This window comes from Streptomyces sp. NPDC059477, assembly GCF_042749375.1.
GTDB lineage: Bacteria > Actinomycetota > Actinomycetes > Streptomycetales > Streptomycetaceae > Streptomyces.
Map to the genome: position 1 here is coordinate 13,430 of NZ_JBHYUG010000085.1, position 22,360 is coordinate 35,789.

At 70.2% G+C, this 22,360-nt stretch carries 19 protein-coding genes and 3 pseudogenes; 7 read left to right on the plus strand and 15 right to left on the minus strand.

Annotated elements, in window-relative coordinates:
- Nucleotides 1–132: 132 nt before the first annotated feature.
- The 6 genes from ACFXAZ_RS30920 to ACFXAZ_RS30945 form a co-directional block, all read right to left on the minus strand.
- On the minus strand, nt 133–1,122 hold the full coding sequence (locus tag ACFXAZ_RS30920) for a zinc-dependent alcohol dehydrogenase family protein (protein WP_384597888.1): 990 nt from the start codon (nt 1,120–1,122) through the stop codon (nt 133–135).
- Nucleotides 1,119–1,964 carry a carbohydrate ABC transporter permease gene (locus tag ACFXAZ_RS30925; RefSeq protein ID WP_384597890.1) on the minus strand — a complete coding sequence of 282 codons (846 nt, stop codon included), beginning with the start codon at nt 1,962–1,964 and terminating at the stop codon, nt 1,119–1,121. The genes ACFXAZ_RS30920 and ACFXAZ_RS30925 overlap by 4 nt, the downstream gene beginning before the upstream one ends.
- Nucleotides 1,961–2,902, minus strand: a complete 942-nt coding sequence (locus ACFXAZ_RS30930) for a carbohydrate ABC transporter permease (protein WP_384597892.1) — start codon at nt 2,900–2,902, stop codon at nt 1,961–1,963. Before ACFXAZ_RS30930 ends, ACFXAZ_RS30925 begins: the two co-directional genes overlap by 4 nt.
- Nucleotides 2,899–4,269 carry an ABC transporter substrate-binding protein gene (locus tag ACFXAZ_RS30935; protein WP_384597894.1) on the minus strand — a complete coding sequence of 457 codons (1,371 nt, stop codon included), beginning with the start codon at nt 4,267–4,269 and terminating at the stop codon, nt 2,899–2,901. Before ACFXAZ_RS30935 ends, ACFXAZ_RS30930 begins: the two co-directional genes overlap by 4 nt.
- 176 nt (nt 4,270–4,445) lie before the next feature.
- Entirely contained in the window at nt 4,446–5,216 is a 771-nt protein-coding gene (locus ACFXAZ_RS30940; protein WP_384597896.1) for a DeoR/GlpR family DNA-binding transcription regulator, read from the minus strand.
- Nucleotides 5,217–5,703: 487 nt separating this feature from the next.
- Nucleotides 5,704–6,513: an NAD-dependent epimerase/dehydratase family protein gene (locus ACFXAZ_RS30945; RefSeq protein ID WP_384597898.1), complete on the minus strand. Its 810-nt coding sequence runs from the start codon at nt 6,511–6,513 to the stop codon at nt 5,704–5,706.
- A gap of 131 nt (nt 6,514–6,644) precedes the next feature.
- Between ACFXAZ_RS30945 and ACFXAZ_RS30950 the strand changes: the two are divergent.
- Nucleotides 6,645–6,824: pseudogene (locus ACFXAZ_RS30950) on the plus strand (hypothetical protein); the annotation flags it as partial.
- On the opposite strand, the pseudogene ACFXAZ_RS30955 reads toward ACFXAZ_RS30950, so the two are convergent.
- A pseudogene (locus tag ACFXAZ_RS30955) lies at nt 6,761–8,001 on the minus strand (MFS transporter). The pseudogenes ACFXAZ_RS30950 and ACFXAZ_RS30955 sit on opposite strands and share 64 nt — an antisense overlap.
- Nucleotides 8,002–8,175: 174 nt before the next feature.
- Here ACFXAZ_RS30955 and ACFXAZ_RS30960 point away from each other — a divergent pair.
- Both ACFXAZ_RS30960 and ACFXAZ_RS30965 read left to right on the plus strand, forming a co-directional pair.
- The gene (locus ACFXAZ_RS30960; protein ID WP_384597900.1) at nt 8,176–8,763 is read left to right on the plus strand and encodes a TIGR03086 family metal-binding protein; all 588 of its coding nucleotides are present in this window, start codon (nt 8,176–8,178) and stop codon (nt 8,761–8,763) included.
- 179 nt (nt 8,764–8,942) lie between these two features.
- Nucleotides 8,943–9,355 (plus strand): annotated as a pseudogene (locus ACFXAZ_RS30965) (NCS2 family permease); the annotation flags it as partial.
- Between the two features lie 137 nt (nt 9,356–9,492).
- Here the strand turns inward: ACFXAZ_RS30965 and ACFXAZ_RS30970 are convergent.
- The 3 genes from ACFXAZ_RS30970 to ACFXAZ_RS30980 form a co-directional block, all read right to left on the minus strand.
- Nucleotides 9,493–10,944 (minus strand): penicillin-binding transpeptidase domain-containing protein, encoded by a 1,452-nt coding sequence (locus ACFXAZ_RS30970; RefSeq protein WP_384597902.1) that lies wholly within the window; start codon nt 10,942–10,944, stop codon nt 9,493–9,495.
- Between the two features lie 176 nt (nt 10,945–11,120).
- Nucleotides 11,121–11,651: a GNAT family N-acetyltransferase gene (locus ACFXAZ_RS30975; RefSeq protein ID WP_384597926.1), complete on the minus strand. Its 531-nt coding sequence runs from the start codon at nt 11,649–11,651 to the stop codon at nt 11,121–11,123.
- A gap of 12 nt (nt 11,652–11,663) precedes the next feature.
- Nucleotides 11,664–12,437, minus strand: coding sequence for an IclR family transcriptional regulator (locus ACFXAZ_RS30980; RefSeq protein WP_384597904.1), 774 nt, complete (start codon nt 12,435–12,437; stop codon nt 11,664–11,666).
- Nucleotides 12,438–12,587: 150 nt separating this feature from the next.
- Between ACFXAZ_RS30980 and ACFXAZ_RS30985 the strand changes: the two genes are divergently transcribed.
- The 4 genes from ACFXAZ_RS30985 (at nt 12,588) to ACFXAZ_RS31000 (ending at nt 16,828) form a co-directional block, all read left to right on the plus strand.
- On the plus strand, nt 12,588–14,117 hold the full coding sequence (locus tag ACFXAZ_RS30985; protein WP_384597906.1) for an aldehyde dehydrogenase (NADP(+)): 1,530 nt from the start codon (nt 12,588–12,590) through the stop codon (nt 14,115–14,117).
- Nucleotides 14,118–14,218: 101 nt separating this feature from the next.
- Complete coding sequence (locus ACFXAZ_RS30990) at nt 14,219–14,827, plus strand: DUF1349 domain-containing protein (RefSeq protein WP_384597908.1); 609 nt, start codon at nt 14,219–14,221, stop codon at nt 14,825–14,827.
- 130 nt (nt 14,828–14,957) lie between these two features.
- Nucleotides 14,958–15,668 carry a DsbA family oxidoreductase gene (locus ACFXAZ_RS30995; protein ID WP_384597910.1) on the plus strand — a complete coding sequence of 237 codons (711 nt, stop codon included), beginning with the start codon at nt 14,958–14,960 and terminating at the stop codon, nt 15,666–15,668.
- 107 nt (nt 15,669–15,775) lie between these two features.
- Complete coding sequence (locus tag ACFXAZ_RS31000) at nt 15,776–16,828, plus strand: aminotransferase class V-fold PLP-dependent enzyme (protein WP_384597928.1); 1,053 nt, start codon at nt 15,776–15,778, stop codon at nt 16,826–16,828.
- Nucleotides 16,829–16,932: 104 nt separating this feature from the next.
- Here ACFXAZ_RS31000 and thpD read toward each other — a convergent pair whose 3' ends face one another.
- From thpD to ACFXAZ_RS31025, 5 genes are all read right to left on the minus strand, one after another.
- The gene (gene thpD / locus ACFXAZ_RS31005) at nt 16,933–17,820 is read right to left on the minus strand and encodes an ectoine hydroxylase (protein ID WP_384597912.1); all 888 of its coding nucleotides are present in this window, start codon (nt 17,818–17,820) and stop codon (nt 16,933–16,935) included.
- Between the two features lie 5 nt (nt 17,821–17,825).
- A complete protein-coding gene (locus ACFXAZ_RS31010; protein WP_384597914.1) occupies nt 17,826–18,260 on the minus strand; it encodes an ectoine synthase in 435 nt (144 codons plus the stop codon).
- A gap of 74 nt (nt 18,261–18,334) precedes the next feature.
- Nucleotides 18,335–19,606, minus strand: a complete 1,272-nt coding sequence (gene ectB, locus ACFXAZ_RS31015; protein WP_384597916.1) for a diaminobutyrate--2-oxoglutarate transaminase — start codon at nt 19,604–19,606, stop codon at nt 18,335–18,337.
- 13 nt (nt 19,607–19,619) lie between these two features.
- Complete coding sequence (gene ectA / locus ACFXAZ_RS31020; protein WP_384597918.1) at nt 19,620–20,162, minus strand: diaminobutyrate acetyltransferase; 543 nt, start codon at nt 20,160–20,162, stop codon at nt 19,620–19,622.
- Nucleotides 20,163–20,695: 533 nt separating this feature from the next.
- The gene (locus ACFXAZ_RS31025) at nt 20,696–21,790 is read right to left on the minus strand and encodes a pyridoxal-phosphate-dependent aminotransferase family protein (RefSeq protein WP_384597920.1); all 1,095 of its coding nucleotides are present in this window, start codon (nt 21,788–21,790) and stop codon (nt 20,696–20,698) included.
- Nucleotides 21,791–22,360: the final 570 nt, after the last annotated feature.

The window sequence follows — 22,360 nt, forward strand, 5'->3', positions numbered from 1 at the left end:
GCGGGGGGCGGGGGGGCCCCCGCCCCCCCGGCGGCCCAGTCTGGGGGACGGCGGCCCGGTTCAGGGGAGGACGACCAGGTCGGGGGGACGGCGGCCTACGCCACCGTCGGCGCCTCACGGCACCGGCACCGCCTACGGCACCACCACGATCTTCCGGCCGATCCCCGACGCGAACTGCTCCAGTGCCTGGGGATACCGCTCCAGCGGCAGCCGGTCGCTGATGAACACCGCCGGGTCCAGGACACCGTTCGCGAACAGCTCCGCCGCGCGCTCGAAACTGTGCAGCACGGCCATCGAGCCGGTGATGGTGATCTCCTGGTTGTAGATCCGGTACGGGTCGATGGTCACCCGGGTCGCGTAGTCGGCGACGCCGAACTGGAGGAACGTACCGGCCTTGGCGACCCGCTCAAGGCCGTCCTGGATGGCCGCCGCGTTGCCGGTGGCGTCCACCACGACGTCCCAGCCCTGCGGCCGGTCCAGCTCGTCCGCGCTCGCCGCCGACTTCGACACGCCGAGCCGCCGGGCCGTCTCCAGCCGCGCGGGGTTGAGGTCCACGACGTCCACGCTCGCCGCGCCTGTTCGTTTGGCCAGCTCCAGCATCATCAGGCCCATCGTTCCCGAGCCGTAGATCAGCACATGGGCGCCGAGGCGGGACCGCAGGACGTCGTAACCACGGACCGCGCAGGACAGCGGCTCCACGAGCGCGGCGTCGGCGGTGGCGATGTGCTCGGGCAGCTTCACGCAGTTCGCCACCGGGGCGAGCGCGTACTGGGCGGCGCCGCCTGCCGTCGTCACGCCGATCGCCGCCCAGCGTTCGCACAGGTTGTTGTGGCCGTCACGGCAGAAGCGGCACTCGTGACAGTACAGGGATGGATCAACCGCGACCTGATCGCCCGGCGCGACCTCGGTGACCTGCGTGCCGACGGCCACCACCTCGCCCGCGAACTCGTGCCCCGGCACGATCGGCAGCTTCGGCGCGAACTCGCCCTGGAGGATGTGCAGGTCCGTGCCGCACAGGCCGCACGCGGCGACCTCCACGACGACGTCGCGCGGTCCCGGCGTCGGGTCGGGGACCTCGGCGACGATGGCCCGGCCCACGGACTCGATGACGGCGGCCTTCATTTCACGGCTCCCAACGACAGGCCCTGGACGAGTTTGTCCTGGGCGGCGAACCCCGCGGCGAGCACCGGCAGGGAGATCACGAGCGACGCGGCGCACACCTTGGCCAGGAACAGGCCCTGGCTGGTGATGAAACTGGTCAGGAACACGGGCGCGGTCTCGGCGACCACACCGGTGAGCACCCGCGCGAACAGCAGCTCGTTCCAGCTGAAGATGAAACAGATCAGGGCCGTCGCGGCGATCCCGGGCAGCGCGATCGGGGCGACCACGCGCGCGAGGATGGTCGGCAGTCTCGCTCCGTCCACCCGCGCGGCCTCGATGATCGCGACCGGGACCTCGGACAGGAAGGACTGCATCATCCATACCGCGATCGGCAGATTCATCGAGGTGTAGAGGATGACCAGCAGCCAGATGTTGTCGAGCAGGCTCAGATTCTTGGCGAACAGATAGATCGGCAGCAGGCCCGCCACCACCGGCAGCATCTTCGTCGACAGGAAGAAGAACAGGACGTCCGTCCACTTCCGCACCGGCCGGATCGACAGCGCGTACGCCGCCGGCAGGGCCAGCAGCAGCACGAGCAGCGTCGACACCACCGAGGCCACGGTCGAGTTGATCAGCGACGGCCAGGGGCTCGCCCCGCCGCCCGCGCCGAAGAACTCCCGGTAGCCGTCCAGGGTGAGAGCCGCCAGGAAGGACGGCGGATTGGTCGCCGCGTCCTGCTCGGAGTGGAACGACGTCAGCGCCATCCAGGCGATCGGCAGGAAGAAGACGATCCCGGCCAGCCAGGCCACCAGACCCAGGCCGGCACCCTTGCGCTTACGGGCACGTACGGCGACGGTGCTCATGAACGGCCCACCTCCTCGCGGAACAGGGACGACACCACGCGCAGGGCGAAGGTCGCGATGATGATCGAACCGATGACCACCAGAACACCGGCGGCCGAGGCGAGCCCGTTCTCATGGGCCTGGTAGAAGCTCTGGTAGACGGTGTACGGCAGGTTCGCCGTGCCGAGGCCGCCCGAGGTGATGGTGAACACCGCGTCGAAGTTCTGCACGATGTAGATCGATCCGAGCAGCGCGCCCAGTTCGAGGTAGCGGCGCAGATGCGGAAGCGTCAGATAGCGGAAGATCTGCCAGTCGCTGGCGCCGTCCACCCGCGCGGCCTCCAGCTGCTGCTGATCGCGGCTCTGGAGACCGGCCAGCAGGATCAGCATCATGAACGGCGTCCACTGCCACACCAGCGCCGCCTCCACCGCCAGCAGCGGGGTGTTGGAGATCCAGTCCGGCTGCGGCCCGCCGACATAGCTGAGCAGACCGTTGAGCAGGCCGTACTCGGGGTTGTACAGGACGTGCTTCCACAGCAGCGCCGCCGCCACCGGCACCACCAGGAACGGGGCGATCAGCAGGGTGCGGACCACGCCCCGGCCCTTGAACTTGCGGTCCAGCAGCAGGGCCAGGAGCAGCCCGAGGACCAGGCTGGCCAGCACCACCGAGACGGTCAGCAGGATCGTCGTCCACACCGAGCCGCGCAGATCCGCGTCGGAGAGCACCTCGGAGTAGTTGGCGAACCCGGTGAAACTGCGCGCGTCCGGATAGAGCGCGTTCCAGTCGAAGAAGGAGATCACCAACGTGGCCACGAACGGCAGCTGGGTGACCACGATCATGAAGACCAGGGCCGGCATCAGCGGGGCGCGGGTCGCCCATGCCTTCAGACGGGCCGACGGCTGCGGATTGTTCGTACGAACAGATCGAGTGGCCACGGGGGCCGTGGTGGTGGCGCTCATCGTCCCTCGTACTCCTCTGCGATCTCTTCGGCGAGCTGCTGGGACCGGTCGAGGGCGTCCTCGACGGACTGGCGTCCGGCGATGGCCGCGCTGATCTCCTGGGAGACCTTGGTGCCGAGATCGGTGAACTCGGGGATGCCGACGAACTGGATGCCGGGCGCCGGGCGCGGCTGCACCCCGGGATCGTCCGGTCGCGCTCCTTCGATCGCTTCCCTGGTCATCTCCTGGAAGGCGGCGGCCTCCGCGCGGTAGTCGGGGTTCTCGTACGTCGACGCGCGCTTGCCGGCGGGTACGTTCGACCAGCCGACCTGATCACCGACGAGCTGTTCGTATTCCTTGCTGGACGCCCAGGACACGAACTGCCATGCCTTGTCGGGGTTGCGGGAGGTGTTCTGGATGCCCCAGGCCCAGGTGTAGAGCCAGCCGGAGGACTCGGTCTCCTCGACCGGCGCGGGGGCGTAGCCCACGTCGCCCTTGACCGGGGAGTCCGCGGACTCCAGGGAACCGGCCGCGGAGGTGGCGTCGTACCACATGGCGACCTTGCCCTGGGTCATGTTGTTCAGGCACTCGGCGAAGCCGGACTGGGCGGCGCCGGACTGGCCGTGTTCGCGCACCAGGTCGACATAGAACTTCGTCGCCCGCTCCCACTCCGGGGAGTCCAGCCGCGCGTTCCAGTTCTCGTCGAACCAGGTGCCGCCGAAAGTGTTCACGACCGTGGTGAGCGGGGCCATCACCTCGCCCCAGCCCGGGAGTCCGCGCAGACAGATGCCCTTCATGCCCTCCTCGGCGCCGTCGAGCCGCGCGGCGAGGTCGGCGATCTGCGTCCACGTGGGGTTCGCGGGCATGGTCAGGCCCTCCTGCGCGAACACGTCCTTGCGGTACATCAGGAAGGACGACTCGCCGTAGAAGGGCTGGCCGTAGAGCTTGCCGTCGTCGCCGGTCAGCGACTGGCGCATGGGGACGAGGACGTCCTGCTCGTCGTAGGCCGGGTCGTCGGCGACATAGGAGTCCATCTCCTGGAGCCAGCCGTTGCGGGCGTAGATCGGTATCTCGTAGTTGGACAGCGTGGCCACGTCGTACTGGCCCGCCTGGTTGGCGAAGTCCTGGCTGATCTTGTCGCGGACGTCGTTCTCCGGCAGCACGGTGAAGTTCACCTGGATGCCGGTCTCCTCGGTGAAGTGCTCGGCCGTGAGCTTCTGCAACTCCATCATCTGCGGGTTGTTGACCATCAGCACATTGATGGCGTCTCCGCCGGATCCGGACCCGCCTGCCCCGACCCAGCAGCCGGAGAGCAGCGGGGCGAGCAGCGTCCCTGCGGCGACCGTGGCGAGCGTGACTCGCGGCCTCCGTCGGCTCTGGGTTCGCATGGTTCGCTCCTGAAGATATGGGGATATAAGGGGCGCTGCGGGGGATGGGGGCGACCCTCGGGGAGGTGAGTTGGGATGTTGGATGTGCGTGTGTTTGTTTGTGCGCGTTGTACTTGTTTTGTGGGCGGTGGCGGTGGTCGTCGTGCCGGCCCCGCGCGTGCGGGCCGTTCCATGGCTCAGACCCGGATGACCTGTGGGCCGAGCAGCGAGTAGCGGTGGGCCTCCGTCGTCGGCAGCAGGGTGCTGGTCACGATCGCCTCCAGCGCGCCTATCTCCGTGAACCGGCAGAAGCTGACCGCGCCGAATTTCGTGTGCACGCCCGCGAAGACCGTGCGCCGCGCGGCCCGTACCGCCTGCGCCTTGACCTCGCTGACGGCCGGGTCGGGGGTGGTCAGACCGTGCTCGCGGGAGATGCCGTTGGCGCCGATGAAGGCGAGGTCGATGACGAAACCGGCCAGCATCTTCGTCGTCCAGTGATCGACCGTCGCCAGCGTGCCGGAGCGCACCCGGCCGCCGAGCAGCAGCACGGAGAAGCCCTCGGCCTCGGCGAGCGCGCCCGCGACCGGCAGCGAGGCGGTGACCACGGTCAGCGGCCGGTCCCGGGGCAGCGCCTCCGCGATGAGCTGGGGAGTGAAGCCCTCGTCGACGAAGACGGTCTCGGCGTCCCCGAGCAGTTCGGCCGCGGCGGCGGCGATCCGGCGCTTCTCGGGCACATGGCTGGTGGCCCGGAAAGCGAGGGTGGTCTCGAAGCCGGCGCTCTCCACGGGGTAGGCGCCGCCATGGGTGCGGCGGACCAGGCCGTGGTCCTCCAGGGCGCGCAGATCCCGTCGTACGGTCTCCTTCGCCACGCCCAGTTCCTCGGCCAGCGCGTTGACGTCGACCGAGCCCGCGCGCCGGGCCGCCAGGACGATCTCGCGCTGTCGCTCCTCCGCGGTCTTCGCCGTCATGGCCGACACCTGCCTCTGATCGAACCGTCTGATCGAACGCTCTGCCCGTTCGGGCCCGTTGGAACCCTTGGGGGATGTTCTACAGCGGCCGTCCGGCACCCACCAGGCCTGTTGCGGGCCCGATGTTGACCGCATCCGCCCGATCGCGACCGCACGTGCCCGTCACGGACCTGCGCGGTTGCCCTCCGGCGTGTGAGATCGGGCGGGGTGTGTGCCCGAATAGGCCGCCGCGCGGGCCCGTTCACTGCCCGCGCGGTGCCGCTTTTGGCCGGGGGCGGGGCGCGGGGGTGGCGGTGCGGTGGTCCGGGGGCGCTTTGCTGGGGGTTTCCGGCGGTCCGTTGGTGGCCGCCCGGCCGCGCTCTCAGGCCGCTCTCCGGCCGCTCTCCGGGGGCTTTCCGGCGGCTTTTCAGCGGCTTTTCAGCGGCGGCGGACCTGGGTCAGGTCTGTGCCGGACGTCTGTCGGGCCTCTGCCGTCCTCCTGCCGTGCTCAGTGCGGCCAGATCGGCGGGTTCGTCACGAAGTGGCCGCCCAGGTACGCGTGGGCCTCGTCGGCCGGGTCGAGTTCGCCCTGTTCGGCGATCAGTTTCTCGGCGAACGGTTCGGAGTCGTCCTGGGGCTCGTAGCCGAGCGCCCGCGCGGAGGTGAGGTCCCACCACAGCCGGGTGTTCGCGGAGGAACCGTAGACGACCGTGTGGCCGACGTTCTCCGCGGTCAGGGCCGCGTGGAAGAGCCGGGCTCCGTCGGCCGGGCTCAGCCACACCGAGAGGCCCCGCACGGTGGCCGGCTCGGCGAAACAGGAACCGATCCGCACCGAGACCGTCTCCACGCCGTGCTTGTCCCAGTAGAACTGCGCGAGATCCTCGCCGAACGCCTTGGACAGGCCGTAGAGGGTGTCCGGGCGGCGCGGCGTGTCGACCGGGATCGGCGGGGCGTCGCCGACCGGGCGCGGGGTGTAGCCCACCGCGTGGTTGGACGAGGCGAACACGATCCGCCCGACGCCCGCCTCATGGGCCGCCGCGTAGAGGTCGTACGTGCCCGCGATGTTCGACTTGAGGATCTTCGCGAACGATGCCTCCAGGGAGATCCCCGCGAGATGGAGGACGGCGTCGACTCCGTCCACGGCCTCCCGCAGGGCCGCCGTATCGGTCAGATCCGCGGTGATCGCGTCCGGCGCGCCCTCGACCGGCCGCGCGTCGAACAGGCGCAGGGCGTAGCCGTACGCGGGCAGCAGGTCCCGCATGAGCGTGCCGAGGCCGCCGGCTGCGCCGGTGAGCAGAACGGTGCGGGGGGTGGGCATCCTCGGTCTCCTCGGGTGGCCGACGGCGGCTCACCGCCAAGCGAGCCGCATGCGTAGACAGAATTCACATCCATGGACACGCTAGGGAGGCTTGTCGGTGCTCGTCAAGTACCCGGTGGAGCCGGGGCGGGGGCGAGGCGCCCGCCGCCAACCTCACCGTTGTCAACGGCATGGGCGGTAGCCCCGGCACCCTCGCCACAAACGCCGCACGCGCGCGGGCGCTGAACGCGACGGAACTGCGGCTCTGTCACGCCGGGTTGGCGTCGGACGGCGATCCGGCGGTCGTGCGCGAAGCGCTCCGCTCCAGCTGAACCGCCGTCAGCGGCAGGCCCGGACCGATGAGCAGCAGCAGCGGCGCGTACGGCATCGAGTCGGCGAGCGCGGCCCCGACGCCCAGACCGATCATGTTCGGCGTGAACATCACGGTGCTCGCCGCGGCGGCCGTACGGCCCGGCACCGCGTCCGGCACCCCGCGCTGCACGGCCGTCGGCGCGGCGATCAGCACACAGGGCAGCCCCGCCCCGATCGCCAGGCCCGACACCCGCGCCACCACGTCGTACGGCACCGCCCGCAGCGTCGCCGCCGCCCCGGTCAGCGCGATGCCCGCCACCGCGAACCGCCGCTCGCCCAGCCGCCGCAGCGCCGGCCCCGCGGCCACCCCCCCACCACCGACCCGACGCCCTGCACGACCGCCAGCACTCCCGCGTGGGCGGGGGAGCGGCCCAGCCCCTCGACGACGGCGTACACCAGGGCGCCGTTCAGCCCCGCGCCCAGCATGGCCGCGCCCCCGGCCGACACCAGCGGGCGCAGCGCCGGATGCCCCCACAATTGCCGCGCGCCCGCCTCGGCCTGCTCCCACCAGCGCGCCGAGGGCCGCTCAGGGGCCCGCTCACACACCCGTACACCGGCGATCAGGGCCGCCGAGAGGACGCAGGTCACCGCGTCCAGCACGGCCACGCTCGCGCCGCCGTGCGCCGCGTACAGACCCGCGCCCGCGAGCGGCGCCGTCGGCTTCACGCCCTCGGTGGCGGTCATCCGCAGCCCGTCGAAGTCGCCGAGCAACTCCCGGGGAACCACAGAGGGCATCAGCGCCGCCTCAGCCGCGTCGCTCAGGACGGCCGTGGTGCCGTACGCGAGCAGGACCGCGAGCACCAGCCACACCTGCGCCGCGGAGTCGACCACGACCAGGACCGGCACCACGACCAGGACCGGCAGCAGTACCGCCATGGCCAGATTCAGCCCCACCGGCAGGGGCCCGCGGCGCATCCGGTCGGTGAGGGTGCCCAGCAGCGGACCGGCGACCGTCGGCGCCCACATCGCCAGCAGACACAGCGCCGCCAGACCGTCCGAACCGGTCAGCTCCTTCACCCACACCCCGGCCGCCAGCCACAGCGCATTGGTGCCGAAACCGTTCACCAGCACCGCGCCGAGATACCAGCGCGCGTTGCGGTCCTTCAGCACGCGCGCACCCGTCCATGTCGTCGTCATGCCTGGTCATCGTGGTGCCAAGGCGGGGGCGGCGGGATCGGGCAGACGCCTTGAGCGGGCGGCGGCCGATGAGTTTCGCCATCCGGCGCGGTCCATACCGTGAGCGAGGTTCGAAGCTCCTCTTGCGCCTCGCCCAGGACCAGCGCAAGAGCCGTCAGCCCCAGGAGGCACACCATGCCCGAGACCACTTTCGACTTCGGCCCGCAGACCAGGATCGTGGCGCGGCTGGCGGCGGGTGTGCGCGACGAACAGCTCGCCGACGTCACACCCTGCCCCGGCCTCGCCGTACGCCATCTGCTCGGGCATCTCACCGGGCTGTCCGTCGCCTTCCGGGACGCCGGGCACAAGCGCTTCGGCGCCACCACCGACACCAACCCCGGCGACAGCGTGCCCGACATCGGCCCCGGCTGGCGCGAGGAACTGCCCACGGCCCTCGGCGGACTCGCCGACGCCTGGCTCGCCCCCGGCGCCTGGACCGGCATGACCCGCGCGGGCGGCGTCGACCTGCCGGGCGAGATCGCCGGAGCCGTCGCGGCCGACGAACTCGTGATCCACGCCTGGGACCTGGCCCGCGCCACCGGCCAGCCCTATGAGCCCGACCCGGCCGCGCTCCAGGCGGCGTACACCTTCCTGCTCGCCGCCGCCGACGAGCCCGAGCGTGACAACGGCCTCTTCGGCCCGGTCGTGCCGGTGCCCGAGGACGCCCCGCTCCTCGACCGTGCGGTGGGCCTGAGCGGACGCGACCCGCACTGGAAGCCGTAGCGGGCGGACCGGAGGCCGTGACGAGCGGCGAGGGAACCGGGCGGGCGTGCGACCCCGCGGAACGGTGCCGGCGGATGAGGGCGATTCCGTAACACAGGGAAAACCTGAACTGGGCACATCAAAGGAACAATCCAGCGAGCATCCGCGCACCGATCCGCAGGCAACGAGGAGTTCGCGCCATGTCCGGTTCCCAGAAGGTGGCCGACCCGCCACGCCCCGTCCCCCGCCCGTGAACGGCGTCGACCGGTTCTTCCTGATATCCGCGCGGGGATCCACCTTCGGGCGGGAGATACGCGGCGGCTTCGCCACGTTCTTCACCATGGCCTACATCCTGGTGCTGAACCCGATCATCCTGGGCAGCGCCGAGGACGCGTACGGCGACCGGCTCGACCCCGTGCAGCTCACCACCGCCACCGCACTGGTCGCCGCCGTCATGACGATCGCCATGGGCGTCGGCGGCAATCTGCCGCTCGACCTCGCCGCCGAACTCGGCCTCAACGCGGTCGTCGCCTTCCAGATCGCCCCGCTGATGAGCTGGGACGACGCCATGGGCCTGATCGTCCTCGAAGGACTGCTCATCTGCGCCCTGGTCGCACCGAATGATCACCTGGTCGCTGATCATCTGCGCGCCCGAACCAGGGCAGGGACGCCGTAGCGCTCCCGAAAGGGACATCAGGGGGCTGCGCGACCGGTCACGGATCATCCCGGGACGCGGTCGCGCGGCGACCCTCAGTCCCGCAACGCCGCTTCCATCGTCGCCTTGGCGACCGGCGCGGCCAGCCCGTTGCCGCTCACCTCGGAGCGTGCCGCGTCCGACTGCTCGACCACGACGGCCACGGCCACTTCCTTGCCGTTGGTGTCCGACTTGGCGTACGACGTGAACCAGGCGTACGGCGTCTGGCTGTTGTTCTCACCGTGCTGCGCCGTACCGGTCTTGCCGCCGACCGTCGCCCCGTCGATCTGCGCGTTCGTGCCCGTACCGTCCTCGACCACCGTCTGCATGGCCGACTCCAGCTGCTCGGCCGTGGAGGAACTGACGATCCGCTCCGTGGTGGTGCTGTCGTCGTAGTTCTCCAGCGTGTCGCCGTTGCTGTCGGTGATCCGGGACACCATGTGCGGCGAGACCATCTCACCGCCGTTGGCTATGGCAGCAGACACCATGGCCATCTGGAGCGGCGTGGCGGTCACATCGAACTGACCGATCCCGCTCAGCGCGGTCTGCGGCTCGTCCATGTCCTGCGGGTACACGCTCTCGTACGCCCGCACCGGCACGTCCTGCTCCGCGTCGTTGAAGCCGAACTTCTCCGCTGTCTCCCGCACCTTGTCCTGGCCCAGGTCGACGGCCATCTTGCCGAAGACGTTGTTGCAGGAGTACTGGAGCGCCACCCGGATCGAGGCGTCCTCGCAGGGCGCCGACGGGTTCTCATTGGTGAGCTGATCAGTGGAGAGCGGCAGGTCGTACGGGTCGGGGCTGTCGGTGCGCTCATCGACCGACGAGTACAGCCCGTCCTCCAGCGCCGCCGCCGCGACGACCAGTTTGAAAGTCGAACCGGGCGGCAGCGGCTGGCGCAGCGCGCGGTTGGTCATCGGCTTGTCCTCGGCCTGGGTGAGCTGCTGCCAGACGTCGGGGTTGTCGGTGGTGATCTGATCGGGGTCGTAGGACGGGGTGGAGACCACCGCGAGGATCTTGCCGCTGACCGGGTCGATCGCGACGGCGGCGCCCTTCTTGTCGCCGAGCGCGTCGTAGGCGGCCTTCTGCACCTCCGGGTCGATGGTCGTGACCACGTCACCGGGGTCGGCGCGTTTGTTCGTGACCGTGTCCATCATGGTCTTCAGGCGCGTGTCGGTGCCGTCCAGGACGTCCTGGTAGATGCCCTCCAGCTGGGTGGCGCCGTAGACCTGTGAGCTGTAACCGGTGACCGCGGCATACAGCGCGCCGTCCTCGTACGTCCGCTTGTACGCGAGGTCGCCGCCGGTCGTCGGGGCGGAGCCGGTGACCGCCTCCCCGGCCACGATGATGTTGCCGAGCGGCGCGCTGTACAGCTCGATCGCGTTCCGCCGGTTGTCCTTGTCGTCCGCGAGGGCCTGTCCGTCGTAGAACTGCACCCATGTCGCCCTGACCAGCAGGGCGAGCACGAGCAGCAGCGAGAACACGGAGGCTCGCCTGATCGTTTTGTTCATCCCGCTCAAGAAGACGAACAGATCGGATCGGAACGTTCCCCGACGTCCGTCATTCTCATGGAACGCTCATGACCGGTCTGGTCGGTCTGGTCGATCTGGTCGATCTGGCCGATGTGGTCGGTCCGGGCGATCTGGTCGGTCCGGCAGGTCCGGCAGGTCCGGGCGAAGGAACCGGCTCAGACCGCGTCCAGTGTCAGCACGACCTCGTCGATCTCCTCGTCCCGTGCCTGCGCGAACCCGCGCCCCTGCCCGGTGACCCGGAAACCGCACTTCCGCAGCACGCGCAGCGATCCCGCGTTGTCCGCCGCTGCACGGGCGTGCAGCGGGCGCTCGGGCACCTCGGCCAGCAGCAGCCGCAGCGCGGCCGTCGCGATGCCGTTGCCCCAGTACGCGCGATCGATCCAGTACGTCACCTCGTGCCCGCCCGGATCCCCGTACACCGCGGCGCTGCCCACCACGTCACCGTCCGCCAGGACCGCGCGGGTCAGCACGCCGTCCGCCGCGCGGATCCGCCGCCAGTGGGCGTCGAAGGCGTCCCGGTCGGTCGGGTCCTTCGGCGTGAAGGCGGCCATGCGCAGCGACTCGGGATCGTTCATCTGCCGGAAGAACACCGGCAGATCGCTGTCGTGCACGGGACGCAGTGCCACGTCCGCCGTGGGCGCCGGGCGCAGCCGGTCCGTCCCGTCTGCCCGGTCCATCCGGTCCATCCGGTCCATCGGTCAGAGCCTCCGGGTCGCGAGGGTGAGCCGGTCGCGCGCGTCGAACAGCGCGTCCTTGACCATCTGCTCATGGGCAGGCGTGAGCCGGGCCACCGGGATGGAGCAGCTGATCGCGTCCCGCGCGGGCGTGCGGTACGGGATCGCCACGCCGAAACAGCGCAGCCCCAGCGTGTTCTCCTCGCGGTCGACCGCATAGCCCTGCTCGCGCACCTGGTGCAGTTCCTCGATGAGCTTCTCGCGGTCCGTGATCGTGTGCTCGGTCAGCGCGGGCAGCGTGTCGGGCAGCATCTTGCGCACCTGTTCATCCGTGCAGGTGCTCAGCAGGGCCTTGCCCAGCGACGTGGAGTGCGCGGGCAGCCGGCGGCCGACCCGGGTGAAGGGGCGCAGATAGTGCTGCGACTGGCGGGTGGCCAGATAGACCACGTTCGTGCCGTCCAGGCGGGCCAGGTGAATGGTCTCGGTCGTGTCGTCGGAGAGCCGGTCGAGCGTCGGGCGGGCGACCGCGACCACCTCGTCGCCGTCGATGTACGACGTGCCCACCAGCAGCGCGCGCACCCCGATGCCGTACCGCGTGCCGGTGGCGTCCGTCTCCACCCAGCCCAGCTCCACGAGCGTGCGCAGCAGCATGTACAGGCTGGACTTGGGGTAGCCGACGGCCTCCTGGACCGCCGCGAGGGAGTGCATGCCGGGGCGTCCGGCGAAGTACTCCAGCAGTTCCACCGTCCGCACCGCGGACTTGACCTGTGCCCCGCCGCCCGTATCGCCTGCCGACATCGCTCTTGACCCCTTCGTTCGACGGGAAATAGTCTCCGAACGGGAAGTTCATCACCAGAGACAGCGTTCAGTATATCGAACGACCTCAGAGAGATGCCGTACCTAGTGCGGCATTTTTGCAATGCGGCAACACATCTGGAGGAACCCGCGGTGGCAGCAGCACCAGTCTGGAGTGTCGACCCCCGTACCGGGAAGCGCCGGGAACAGGTCGCTGTCGAGGCGACGGCGACGGAGGTGGACGCCGCCGTCCGGGCCGCGCACGGGGCACGGGGCGCGCTCGCCGACCGGAGTGTCCGCGCCGCCTTCCTGCGCACCGCCGCCGACCGCCTGGAGGCCGCCCGGGAGGCGCTGGTCGAGGCAGCCGACGCCGAGACCGCGCTCGGCCCGGTCCGGCTGACCGGTGAACTCGCCCGTACCTGCTACCAGTTGCGCGCCTTCGCAGGCATCGTCGACGAGGGCGCCTTCCTGGACGTCGTGATCAATCACCCCGACGCCACCGCCGCCCCGCCGATCCCCGATCTGCGCCGCCACAAGGTCCCCCTCGGCGTGGTCGCCGTGTACTCCGCCTCCAACTTCCCCTTCGCCTTCTCCGTCCCCGGAGGCGACACCGCGAGTGCCCTCGCGGCCGGCTGCCCGGTCGTCGTCAAGGCCCACCCCGATCATCCGGCCCTGTCCGAACTGATCGCCAAGGTGCTGCGCACGGCCGCCGCCGAGCACGGCATCGACCAGGGCGTGATCGGTCTCGTGCACGGATTCGCCGCCGGTGTCGAACTGATCAGGCATCCGCTGATCGCCGCGGCCGGTTTCACCGGTTCCGTACGGGGCGGGCGTGCCCTTTTCGACGCCGCTGCCGCGCGTCCGGTGCCGATCCCGTTCCACGGGGAGCTGGGATCGCTCAACCCGGTCGTGATCACCGAGGCCGCCGCGGCCGAACGGGCCGAGGAGATCGGGGCCGGGCTCGCCGGGTCGATGACGCTGGGCGTCGGGCAGTTCTGTGTGAAACCGGGGCTGGTGCTCGCACCCGAGGGCGCGGCCGGTGATCGTTTGATCAAGTCGCTCACGGACGCGGTGAGCAACGTGGAGGCCGGGGTGCTCCTGGACCACCGCATGCGCGACAACTTCGTCACCGGGGTCGCCGTGCGGGCTCAGCTGCCCGATGTCGAGTCGCCGGTGACCCCGGGCGCGGGCGGCGAGCACACCGTCGGGGCGGGATTCCTCACGGTCCCGGCGGCCCGGCTGGCCGTGGACGGGGAGCACGATCTCCTCCTGGAGGAGTGCTTCGGACCGGTCACCGTCGTGGCGCGCTACACGGACGACGCCGAGGTGCGGGCCGTGCTGTCGCGGCTGCCGGGAAATCTGAGCGCGACCGTGCAGCTCTCCGAGCGGGAGGCCGCCGGGGAGGGGATCGGCGCGTCGATCCTCGCCGAGCTGACCCCGCTCGCGGGCCGGGTGCTCGTGAACGGCTGGCCGACGGGGGTCGCGGTGGCACCCGCGCAGCACCACGGAGGGCCGTACCCGGCGGCCACCTCCACGTCGACGTCCGTCGGCGGCACCGCGATCGAACGGTGGCTGCGGCCGGTCACCTACCAGAACGCGCCCGAGGCGCTGCTCCCGGCCGAGCTGCGGGACGACAATCCGCTGGGCCTGCCGAGGCGGTTCAACGGCGTGCTGGAACGCTGAGCCCCGGCCGGCCGACGGCAGGAAGAAGACGGGCGGGCGGCGAGGGGACGGCGAGCGGAGGCGGAACGGTCCGGCCCGGACCCGCCTGGAACAATCCCGCCATGGAACTGGAACTCCCCGAGCTGCCCTTCGCCCTGCGCAACTACGGCCCCGACGGCAACTGGTCGTACGAGGACGGGATCCTCACCGGATGGGCGGGAGCCCGGCAGGACCGGTTCGTGCCGCCGACCGGTGAGTCCCTGGACCCGGCCACCGACGCACCACGGCTGCTCGGCGCGCCGACCGGCGACTTTCAGCTGATCGCTCGGATCACGGTCGGTTTCGCCGCCACCTTCGACGCCGGCGTGCTCTATGTGCACGTCGGTGAACGATCCTGGGCGAAGCTGTGCCTGGAGTACTCCCCGGACGTGCCCACCGTCTGCACGGTCGTCACGCGCGGTCACTCCGACGACGCGAACTCCTTCACCGTGGAGGGCAGCTCCGTCTGGCTCAGAGTGAGCCGGACCGGCCGTTCGTTCGCGTTCCACGCCTCCCGCGACGGTGAGCGCTGGACATTCGTCCGGCTGTTCACGCTGGGTGACACCGAGCAGACCGGGGCCGCGCTGGTCGGCTTCATGACCCAGTCGCCGCTGGGGGAGGGGTGTGTCGTGACCTACGACCACCTGGAGTTCCGTCCCAGCTGGCCGAGCGATCTGCGTGACGGGAGCTGATCGAAACGCCCGGGGCAGTCGGCCGGATCGTGAGCGATCGATCGGAATAAGACCGTTCGTTTGAACGTTCATGTATCGCGGCGGAGAGCGTCTCCGCCCCCAGCCGTCCGACCTGGAGAACCGAGACAACATGCGCGTCGAGATCTGGAGCGACATCGCCTGCCCCTGGTGCTACGTGGGCAAGGCCCGCTTCGAGAAGGCGCTCGCGGCCTTCCCGCACCGCGATCAGGTGGAAGTGGTGCATCGATCGTTCGAGCTGGACCCCGGCCGGGCCAAGGACGACATCCAGCCCGTGATCACCATGCTCACCAAGAAGTACGGCATGAGCGAGGCACAGGCGCAGGCCGGTGAGGACAACCTCGGCGCCCAGGCCGCCGCCGAGGGTCTCGCCTACCGCACCCGGGGCCGCGACCACGGCAGCACCTTCGACATGCACCGTCTGCTCCACCTCGCGAAGGACCACGGCCGCCAGGGCGAGCTGATCCAGCTGCTGTACGAGGCCAACTTCGCCGACGAGCGGTCCCTCTTCGAGGACACCGAGCGACTGGTCGAGATCGCCACGGGCGCCGGACTCGACGCCGCCGAGGTGCGCACGGTGCTCGCCGACCCCACCGCCTATGCCGACGAGGTGCGGGCCGACGAGCGCGAGGCCGCGCAGCTCGGCGCGAACGGCGTGCCGTTCTTCGTCCTCGACCGCAAGTACGGCGTGTCGGGCGCCCAGCCCGCCGAAGTGTTCGGCCAGGCCCTGACCCAGGCGTGGGGCGAGCGCTCGCCGCTGCGGCTGATCGACGACGGCGGGGACGTCTGCGGCCCGGACGGCTGCCCGGTGCCCCAGCCCTGACCTGGGACACAAAGCGCCAGGCCGGGCGCCATCCATAAGCGCTCCTTGGACGTACCGCGCAGAATTACGCAATGGACGTCCACATCCACCGGCCGCACAGTGGAGCCATGGACACCTTCGAGAGCCTCGTCCGCGCCGAGTTCACCCCGAAGAACACCTTTCTCAACACCGCCAGCAATGGTCTGCTCCCGGCCCGTACCACCGCTGCCCTCGACCGGGCGGTGCGGATGCGGGCCGAGGGCATCTCGCTGGTCCCGCTGTACGACGAGGTGGAGGCCGTGCGCGCGAGCGTCGCCCGGCTGGCCGGAGTGCCCGTCCGACAGGTCGCCGCCGGGACCTCGGTCGCCGAGTTCGGCGCGCTGATCGCCGCGGCGCTGCCCGCCGGGGCCGAGGTGCTCACCGCGGAGGCCGACTTCGCCTCCCTGGTGAACCCCTTCCACATGCGCGGCGATCTCAAGGTGCGGGCCGTACCGCTGGAGCGGCTCGCCGAATCCGTCCGCGCGGAGACCGAGCTGGTCGCGGTCAGTGTCGTGCAGTCCGCCGACGGCAGGCTCGCCGACCTGACCGCCGTGCGCGAGGCCGCACGCGCGCGGGGAGCGCGTGTCTACGTCGACGCCTCCCAGTCGATCGGCTGGCTGCCGATCGATCCCGATTCCTACGACTTCCTCGCCGCGGTCGGCTTCAAATGGCTGCTCGGCCCGCACGGGGCCGCCTTCTTCGTGGTCCCCGAGGACCTCGGCGCCCTGACCCCGCTCCTCGCGGGCTGGGTCGCCGGAGAGGCCCCCTGGGACAGCTGCTACGGCCCCGTCGAGGAACTCGCCCACTCCGCGCGCCGCTTCGACATCAGCCCCGCCCTGTTCACCCACGCCGGCCTGCGCGCCTCCCTCGACCTGATCGAGGAACTCGGCGTCGCCGCCGTGCACGCCCACGACGTCGCCCTCGCCGACCGCTTCCGCACCGGCCTGCACGCGCTCGGCCACACCCCCCTCGCGGCGCCCGGCTCGGCGATCGTCTCCGTCCCCGGCCTCGGCGGCCACCAGCCCCGGCTCAGCGCCGCCGGCATCGAGGTCTCCGACCGCGCGGGCAACCTGCGCGCCGCCTTCCACCTCTACAACACCCCCGCCGACGTCGACCGACTGCTGTCCACCCTGTCCACCTGACGCCCGCGCGCGGGCACCGGAAACGCACCAAGGGGCCGACGGCGCCCCCGGGGGACGTCGACGCCGTACGCGATGAAAGCGGGCGCCCGCGGCGCGCACCGGGTTCAGCGCACCGGGGTGAAGTCCCGGGCCGCGATGAACTCCGGTCGGCGTACCGGCGCGGCGAACGGCTCCATGGCCGCGTTCTCCACGCTGTTGAACACGATGAACACATTGCTGCGCGGGAACGGCGTGATGTTGTCGCCGGAGCCGTGCATGCAGTTGCAGTCGAACCAGGTCGCCGAGCCGGACCTGCCCGTGAAGAGCTTGATGCCGTACTCGGAGGCCATCTTGGTCAGCGCCTCGTCGGAGGGCGTGCCGGCGTCCTGCATCTGGAGCGACTTCTTGTAGTTGTCCTCGGGCGTGGCGCCCGCGCAGCCGAGGAACGTGCGGTGCGAGCCCGGCATGATCATGAGGCCGCCGTTGGTGTCGTGATTCTCGGTCAGCGCGATCGATACGGACACGGCCCGCATGTTCGCCAGGCCGTCCTCGGCGTGCCACGTCTCGAAGTCGGAGTGCCAGTAGAAGCCGCCGGCGCCGAAGCCGGGCTTCACGTTGATCCGGGACTGGTGGACGTACACGTCCGAGCCGAGGATCTGCCGGGCCCGCCCGACGACCCGTTCGTCGCGGACCAGCCGGGCGAACACCTCGCTGATCCGGTGCACCTCGAAGACCGAGCGGATCTCCTGCGATCTCCGCTCGATGATCGAACGCTCATCGGCACGGATCGCCGGATCGGCGATCAGCCGGTCCATCTCCCGCCGGTAGACGGCCACCTCGTCGTCGGTGATCAGCTGATCGATCGCGAGGAAACCGTTCTGTTCGTACCCGCGCAGATCGTTTGCCGGGATCGGGCCCGGGGTGCCGGGCGAGCCCCAGACGACCGGATCCTGACGGGGGACGGTCACCTCGGTGGTGCCGCGGCTGGGATACAGGTCGGTGATCGTGGTCATGGCGGTCACACCTCCTCGGAGCGGGAGTCGGAGCCGGGTTCGGGCTCGGGTTCGGTGAGCAGCGGATAGACGCCGTTCTCGTCGTGGTCCTCCCGGCCGGTGACCGGCGGGTTGAACACACAGATGCAGCGGAAGTCCTCCTCGACCTTGAGCGTGTGCCGCTCGTGGCCGTTCAGGAGGTACATGGTCCCGGGCGTGATCGAGTGGGTCAGCCCGGACTCGTGGTCGGTCAGTTCGGCCTCGCCCTCGACGCAGACGACGGCCTCGATGTGGTTCGCGTACCACATCGACGTCTCGGTGCCGGCGTAGAGGACCGTTTCATGCAGCGAGAAGCCGACGCGCTCCTTGGCGAGCACGATGCGTTTGCTCTCCCAGGTGCCGGACGCGGCCTTCACATGCCGGTCGGTGCCTTCGATCTCCTTGAACGATCGAACGATCACGGCGGAACGATGCCTCCTTGTGCAGGGGGTGGGTGTGTGGGAGGGGGAAGGAGGGGCGTGGGCGGCGTGGAGAGTCAGCGGGTCTCGCGCACCGCGCGGGCGAGCGTTTTCAGGCCCTCGTCCAGTTCGTCGGGGGCGATGGTGAGCGCGGGCAGCAGTTTGACGACCTCGCCCTCGGGGCCGGACGTCTCGATCAGCAGCCCGAGTTCGAACGCTCGCTGGGCGATCTTCCCGGCGCGCTCCTTGTCACGGAACTCGATGCCCCACACCAGCCCGCGCCCGCGATACTCCTTGATGTCGGCGAGGTTCTCCTCGGTGATGGAGATCAGCTCACGTTCGATCTGTTCGCCGCGCTCACGGGTCTGCTTCTCCATGATGGAGCCGTCCGCCCAGTACGTCTCCAGCGCCGCCGTGGCGGTGACGAACGCGGGGTTGTTGCCGCGGAAGGTGCCGTTGTGCTCGCCCGGCTCCCAGATGTCCAGCTCGGGCCTGAACAGGCACAGCGACATGGGCAGCCCGTAGCCGCTGATCGACTTGGACACGGTGACGATGTCGGGCGTGATCCCGGCCTCCTCGAACGAGAAGAACGCGCCGGTACGGCCGCAGCCCATCTGGATGTCGTCGACGATCAGCAGCATGTCGCGCCGTTCGCACAGTTCGGCGAGGGCGCGCAGCCACTCGGGCCGGGCCACATTGATGCCGCCCTCACCCTGCACGGTCTCGACGATCACGGCGGCCGGCTGGTTGAGCCCGGAGCCCTGGTCCTCCAGCAGCCGCTCGAACCACAGGAAGTCCGGCACCCGGCCGTCGAGATAGTGATCGAACGGCATGGGCGTGCCGTGCACCAGCGGGATACCGGCCCCGGCCCGCTTGAACGCGTTGCCGGTCACGGCGAGCGACCCGAGCGACATCCCGTGGAAAGCGTTCGTGAACGACACGATCGATTCGCGCCCCTTCACCTTCCGCGCCAGCTTCAGCGCGGACTCCACGGCGTTGGTGCCGGTGGGCCCGGGGAACATCACCTTGTACGGCAGATCGCGGGGCCGCAGCACCAGATCCTGGAAGGCGCGCAGGAACGAACGTTTCGCGGTGGTCGACATGTCGAGGCCGTGGGTCACGCCGTCGCGCATCAGATAGTCGATCAGTGCGCGTTTGATCACCGGGTTGTTGTGTCCGTAGTTGAGTGATCCCGCACCGGCGAAGAAATCCAGGTACCGGTGGCCGTCCTCGTCGTACATCAGGCTGCCCTGGGCACGGTCGAACACGGTGGGCCACCCGCGGCAGTAGCTGCGCACCTCGGACTCCAGGGTCTCGAAGATGCTCAGGTCGGGCTGGGTGATGGTCACGGTGAATCGCTCCTCAGTGCGAAGGGGCTTGAGAGGTGCCGTGCGGCGGCCGGATGGTCAGCGGGCCGATGCGGTACAGGACCTCGGGATCGTGCGGGCCGTCCGGGAACAGCCCCGCTCCGAACAGCACCTCGCGCTCCACGGGGGCGTCGTGCCGGTCGGCGTAGGAGGCGAACAGTTGCTCGGAGGCGGTGTTGCCCGGCGTGATGGTGGTCTCGACGGTCGTGATCGGGTGCTCAGAGGCGATCCGCGCGGTCAGCGCGTCCAGCAGTCGGGCGGCCAGCCCGCGCCCCCGGTGTGCGGTATGCACCGCCACCTGCCACACCAGCAGCGTGCCCGGCCGGTCCGGCCGCAGATATCCGGTCACGAACCCGACGGGCGTCCCGTCCTGCGCGCGGGCCACCGCGGACGTGCCGGCGAAGTCACGGCACCACAGGAGATAGGCGTACGACGAGTTCAGGTCGAGATTTCCGGATTCCTTGGCGAGTCGCCATAGAGCGGCCCCGTCCGCCACCGACGGACGGCCGATCTGTAGGTCTGCTTGTGCGGCAGTCATGCGAATTGAATTTAGCGAGGTAAATTTGAAATTTCATGGGCGGAGAGGGTTGGGTCGACGCGGTGCTTGTGTTATCACGCGGGCGTGCAGGCGTGGGCGAGAGAGTTGCGAGTTGTCCATATTTGCCCGTGATAAATCATGGCAAAAGGGGTGACCTGTGGAACGCGTCACAATCAGGTAACCCTCGTTGAGTGGGTCCGGATTACCTGCCCGATGTTCGCGAAATCTTAGCGTTTAGGGACGGAGATCGCGGGCAGAAGAAAACGGGCAGCTGCCCTCATTTGATTCTCAGAATTCCAGTCGGATTCTCAGGGAGTCGGCCGCGTGAATAGTGGTCGATGAGATCTCGATGGAATCCCGGACTGTCGGCCGGTGCGGCCGGAGGCCCATGGCCCAGCGGTGCCCGGCCGGTTGCGAGACCCTCGCGCGCGACACCTGATCGGCTTTCTCCGCGAGAAGGAAATGGGCGATCGTTTGGTGATCAAACGATCAGCCGCGGTGCCCGAAGCCCCCTCCGTCCACGAAACAGCTCCCTAGGCCCTCTCCGCCGTCCCCAGCGCCCCGACCACATCAACAGCCAGCCCCTGTTCCGCCATGGCCGTGCCCAGGCCGGTGAGGCAGGCCCGTACGGTGCCCGGTGTCGCATCCGTGCCGTAGTGGTTGACGCGGATCATCTCCTTGGCCAGGGGGCCGCCGCCCGCGGCGAGGGGCAGGGCCGGGTCCGCGGCCAGGACGCGGGCGACCAGGTCGGAGGCGTTCACGCCCGCCGGGGTGCGGAGGGTCGTGGCGACCGGGGCGGCCTCCCGCGGATCGTGGACGTACGGTTCCAGGCCGCCGCCGAGCGCGAGGGCACCCGCGCGGGTGCTCGCGGCTGCCGCGCGGTGGCGGGACATGAGCGTGTCCAGGCCCTCCGCCTCGATACGCGCCACGCAAGCCTCCAGGCCGAGCATCTCCAACTGGGCGGGGGCGTGGAGCAGGGCCTTGCGGCCGGTGTCGATCCAGCGCTCCTTCCAGTCCAGGAGGGAGAGGTAGGAGCGGCGCGGGGCGTGCGGATTGTTGGTCATGCGCGTCCATGCTCGTTCGCTCACCGACACGGCCGACACGCCGGCGGGACCGCCCATCGCCTTCTGCGCGCCGATCACGCACAGGTCGACGCCCCACGCGTCCGGCAACACGGGTTCGGCGCCCACCGAGGCCACGGCGTCGAGGTAGAAGAGGGCGCCATGGGCCCGTACGACCTCCCCGATCTCGGCCACCGGGTTCGTGTTGCCCGTCGCCGCCTCGGCGTGGACGAGGGAGACGAAATCGATCTCCGGGTGTTCGTTCAGGGCCTCGCGGATCTGGTCGGCGGTGACCGCCGTGTGGAAGGGGACCGCCAGGTCGTGCACGGTCGCGCCGCAGTCACGCAGCCAGTTGCCGAAGGTCTGGCCGTACGGCCCGGTGATCACGTTCAGCGCGATCGTTTCCGGCGTCGCCGTGGCGCGGATCGCGCCTTCCAGCGGCAGCAGCGCCTCGCCCTGCGTGATCACCACGTCCTGGCGGGTGTCGAGCAGCCGGGCCACCCGGTCCTCGATGGCGGCGAAACGCTCGGCGCTCAGCGGGGCGAGGTCGAGGAAGGGGTGCGTCACGGTGGTGCTCTTTCGGTCATGGGCGGGGTGGATCGATGTCGTCGAGAGTAGCCGGGCGGATTCCGGTCCCACCCGCCGACCTTCCGGCTCGGGCCGCAGGTCAGGAGCGCCCCGGCAGGCCCTGAGCGGCCCCGAGCCGCCGCTCAGGTGCCCCTGAGGTCCCCGAGCCGCCACTCGGCTCCCCCCGAGCTGCCGTTCAGGTACTCCCGGAGGCTCCCGAGCGCCCACTCGGCTCCCCCCCCGAGCGCCTCCCGAGCCGCCGTTCAGGTACCCCGAGGTTCCCGAGCGGCCACTCGGCTGCCCCTGAGTGGCCCCCGAGCCGCCAGTCAGGTCCCCGCGAGGCCCCCAGGCCGCCGCTCGGCCGCCCCCGAGCGCCCCCAAGCCGCCACTCAAGTGCCCCCGAGCGGCCCCCGAGCGGTCTCTGAGCTGCCCCCGCCCTGCTTCCGCTCTGCCCCCGCCCTGCTCCAAGCGGCCACTAGGTCCTGTCCGGCGGATCACTGGCGGAGCCAGAGTCGGATCGCTGCGGCGGTGACGGTGCCGTGGAAGACGTAGGCCCGCTTGTCGTAGCGG

Bases quoted from the DNA above. Each gene is read 5' to 3' on its own strand.
- ACFXAZ_RS30920 (WP_384597888.1), bottom strand. From the start codon at position 1,122: ATGAAGGCCGCCGTCATCGAGTCCGTGGGCCGGGCCATCGTCGCCGAG.
- ACFXAZ_RS30925 (WP_384597890.1), bottom strand. From the start codon at position 1,964: ATGAGCACCGTCGCCGTACGTGCCCGTAAGCGCAAGGGTGCCGGCCTG.
- ACFXAZ_RS30930 (WP_384597892.1), bottom strand. From the start codon at position 2,902: ATGAGCGCCACCACCACGGCCCCCGTGGCCACTCGATCTGTTCGTACG.
- ACFXAZ_RS30935 (WP_384597894.1), bottom strand. From the start codon at position 4,269: ATGCGAACCCAGAGCCGACGGAGGCCGCGAGTCACGCTCGCCACGGTC.
- ACFXAZ_RS30940 (WP_384597896.1), bottom strand. From the start codon at position 5,216: ATGACGGCGAAGACCGCGGAGGAGCGACAGCGCGAGATCGTCCTGGCG.
- ACFXAZ_RS30945 (WP_384597898.1), bottom strand. From the start codon at position 6,513: ATGCCCACCCCCCGCACCGTTCTGCTCACCGGCGCAGCCGGCGGCCTC.
- ACFXAZ_RS30960 (WP_384597900.1), top strand. From the start codon at position 8,176: ATGCCCGAGACCACTTTCGACTTCGGCCCGCAGACCAGGATCGTGGCG.
- ACFXAZ_RS30970 (WP_384597902.1), bottom strand. From the start codon at position 10,944: ATGAACAAAACGATCAGGCGAGCCTCCGTGTTCTCGCTGCTGCTCGTG.
- ACFXAZ_RS30975 (WP_384597926.1), bottom strand. From the start codon at position 11,651: ATGGACCGGATGGACCGGGCAGACGGGACGGACCGGCTGCGCCCGGCG.
- ACFXAZ_RS30980 (WP_384597904.1), bottom strand. From the start codon at position 12,437: ATGTCGGCAGGCGATACGGGCGGCGGGGCACAGGTCAAGTCCGCGGTG.
- ACFXAZ_RS30990 (WP_384597908.1), top strand. From the start codon at position 14,219: ATGGAACTGGAACTCCCCGAGCTGCCCTTCGCCCTGCGCAACTACGGC.
- ACFXAZ_RS30995 (WP_384597910.1), top strand. From the start codon at position 14,958: ATGCGCGTCGAGATCTGGAGCGACATCGCCTGCCCCTGGTGCTACGTG.
- ACFXAZ_RS31000 (WP_384597928.1), top strand. From the start codon at position 15,776: ATGGACACCTTCGAGAGCCTCGTCCGCGCCGAGTTCACCCCGAAGAAC.
- thpD (WP_384597912.1), bottom strand. From the start codon at position 17,820: ATGACCACGATCACCGACCTGTATCCCAGCCGCGGCACCACCGAGGTG.
- ectA (WP_384597918.1), bottom strand. From the start codon at position 20,162: ATGACTGCCGCACAAGCAGACCTACAGATCGGCCGTCCGTCGGTGGCG.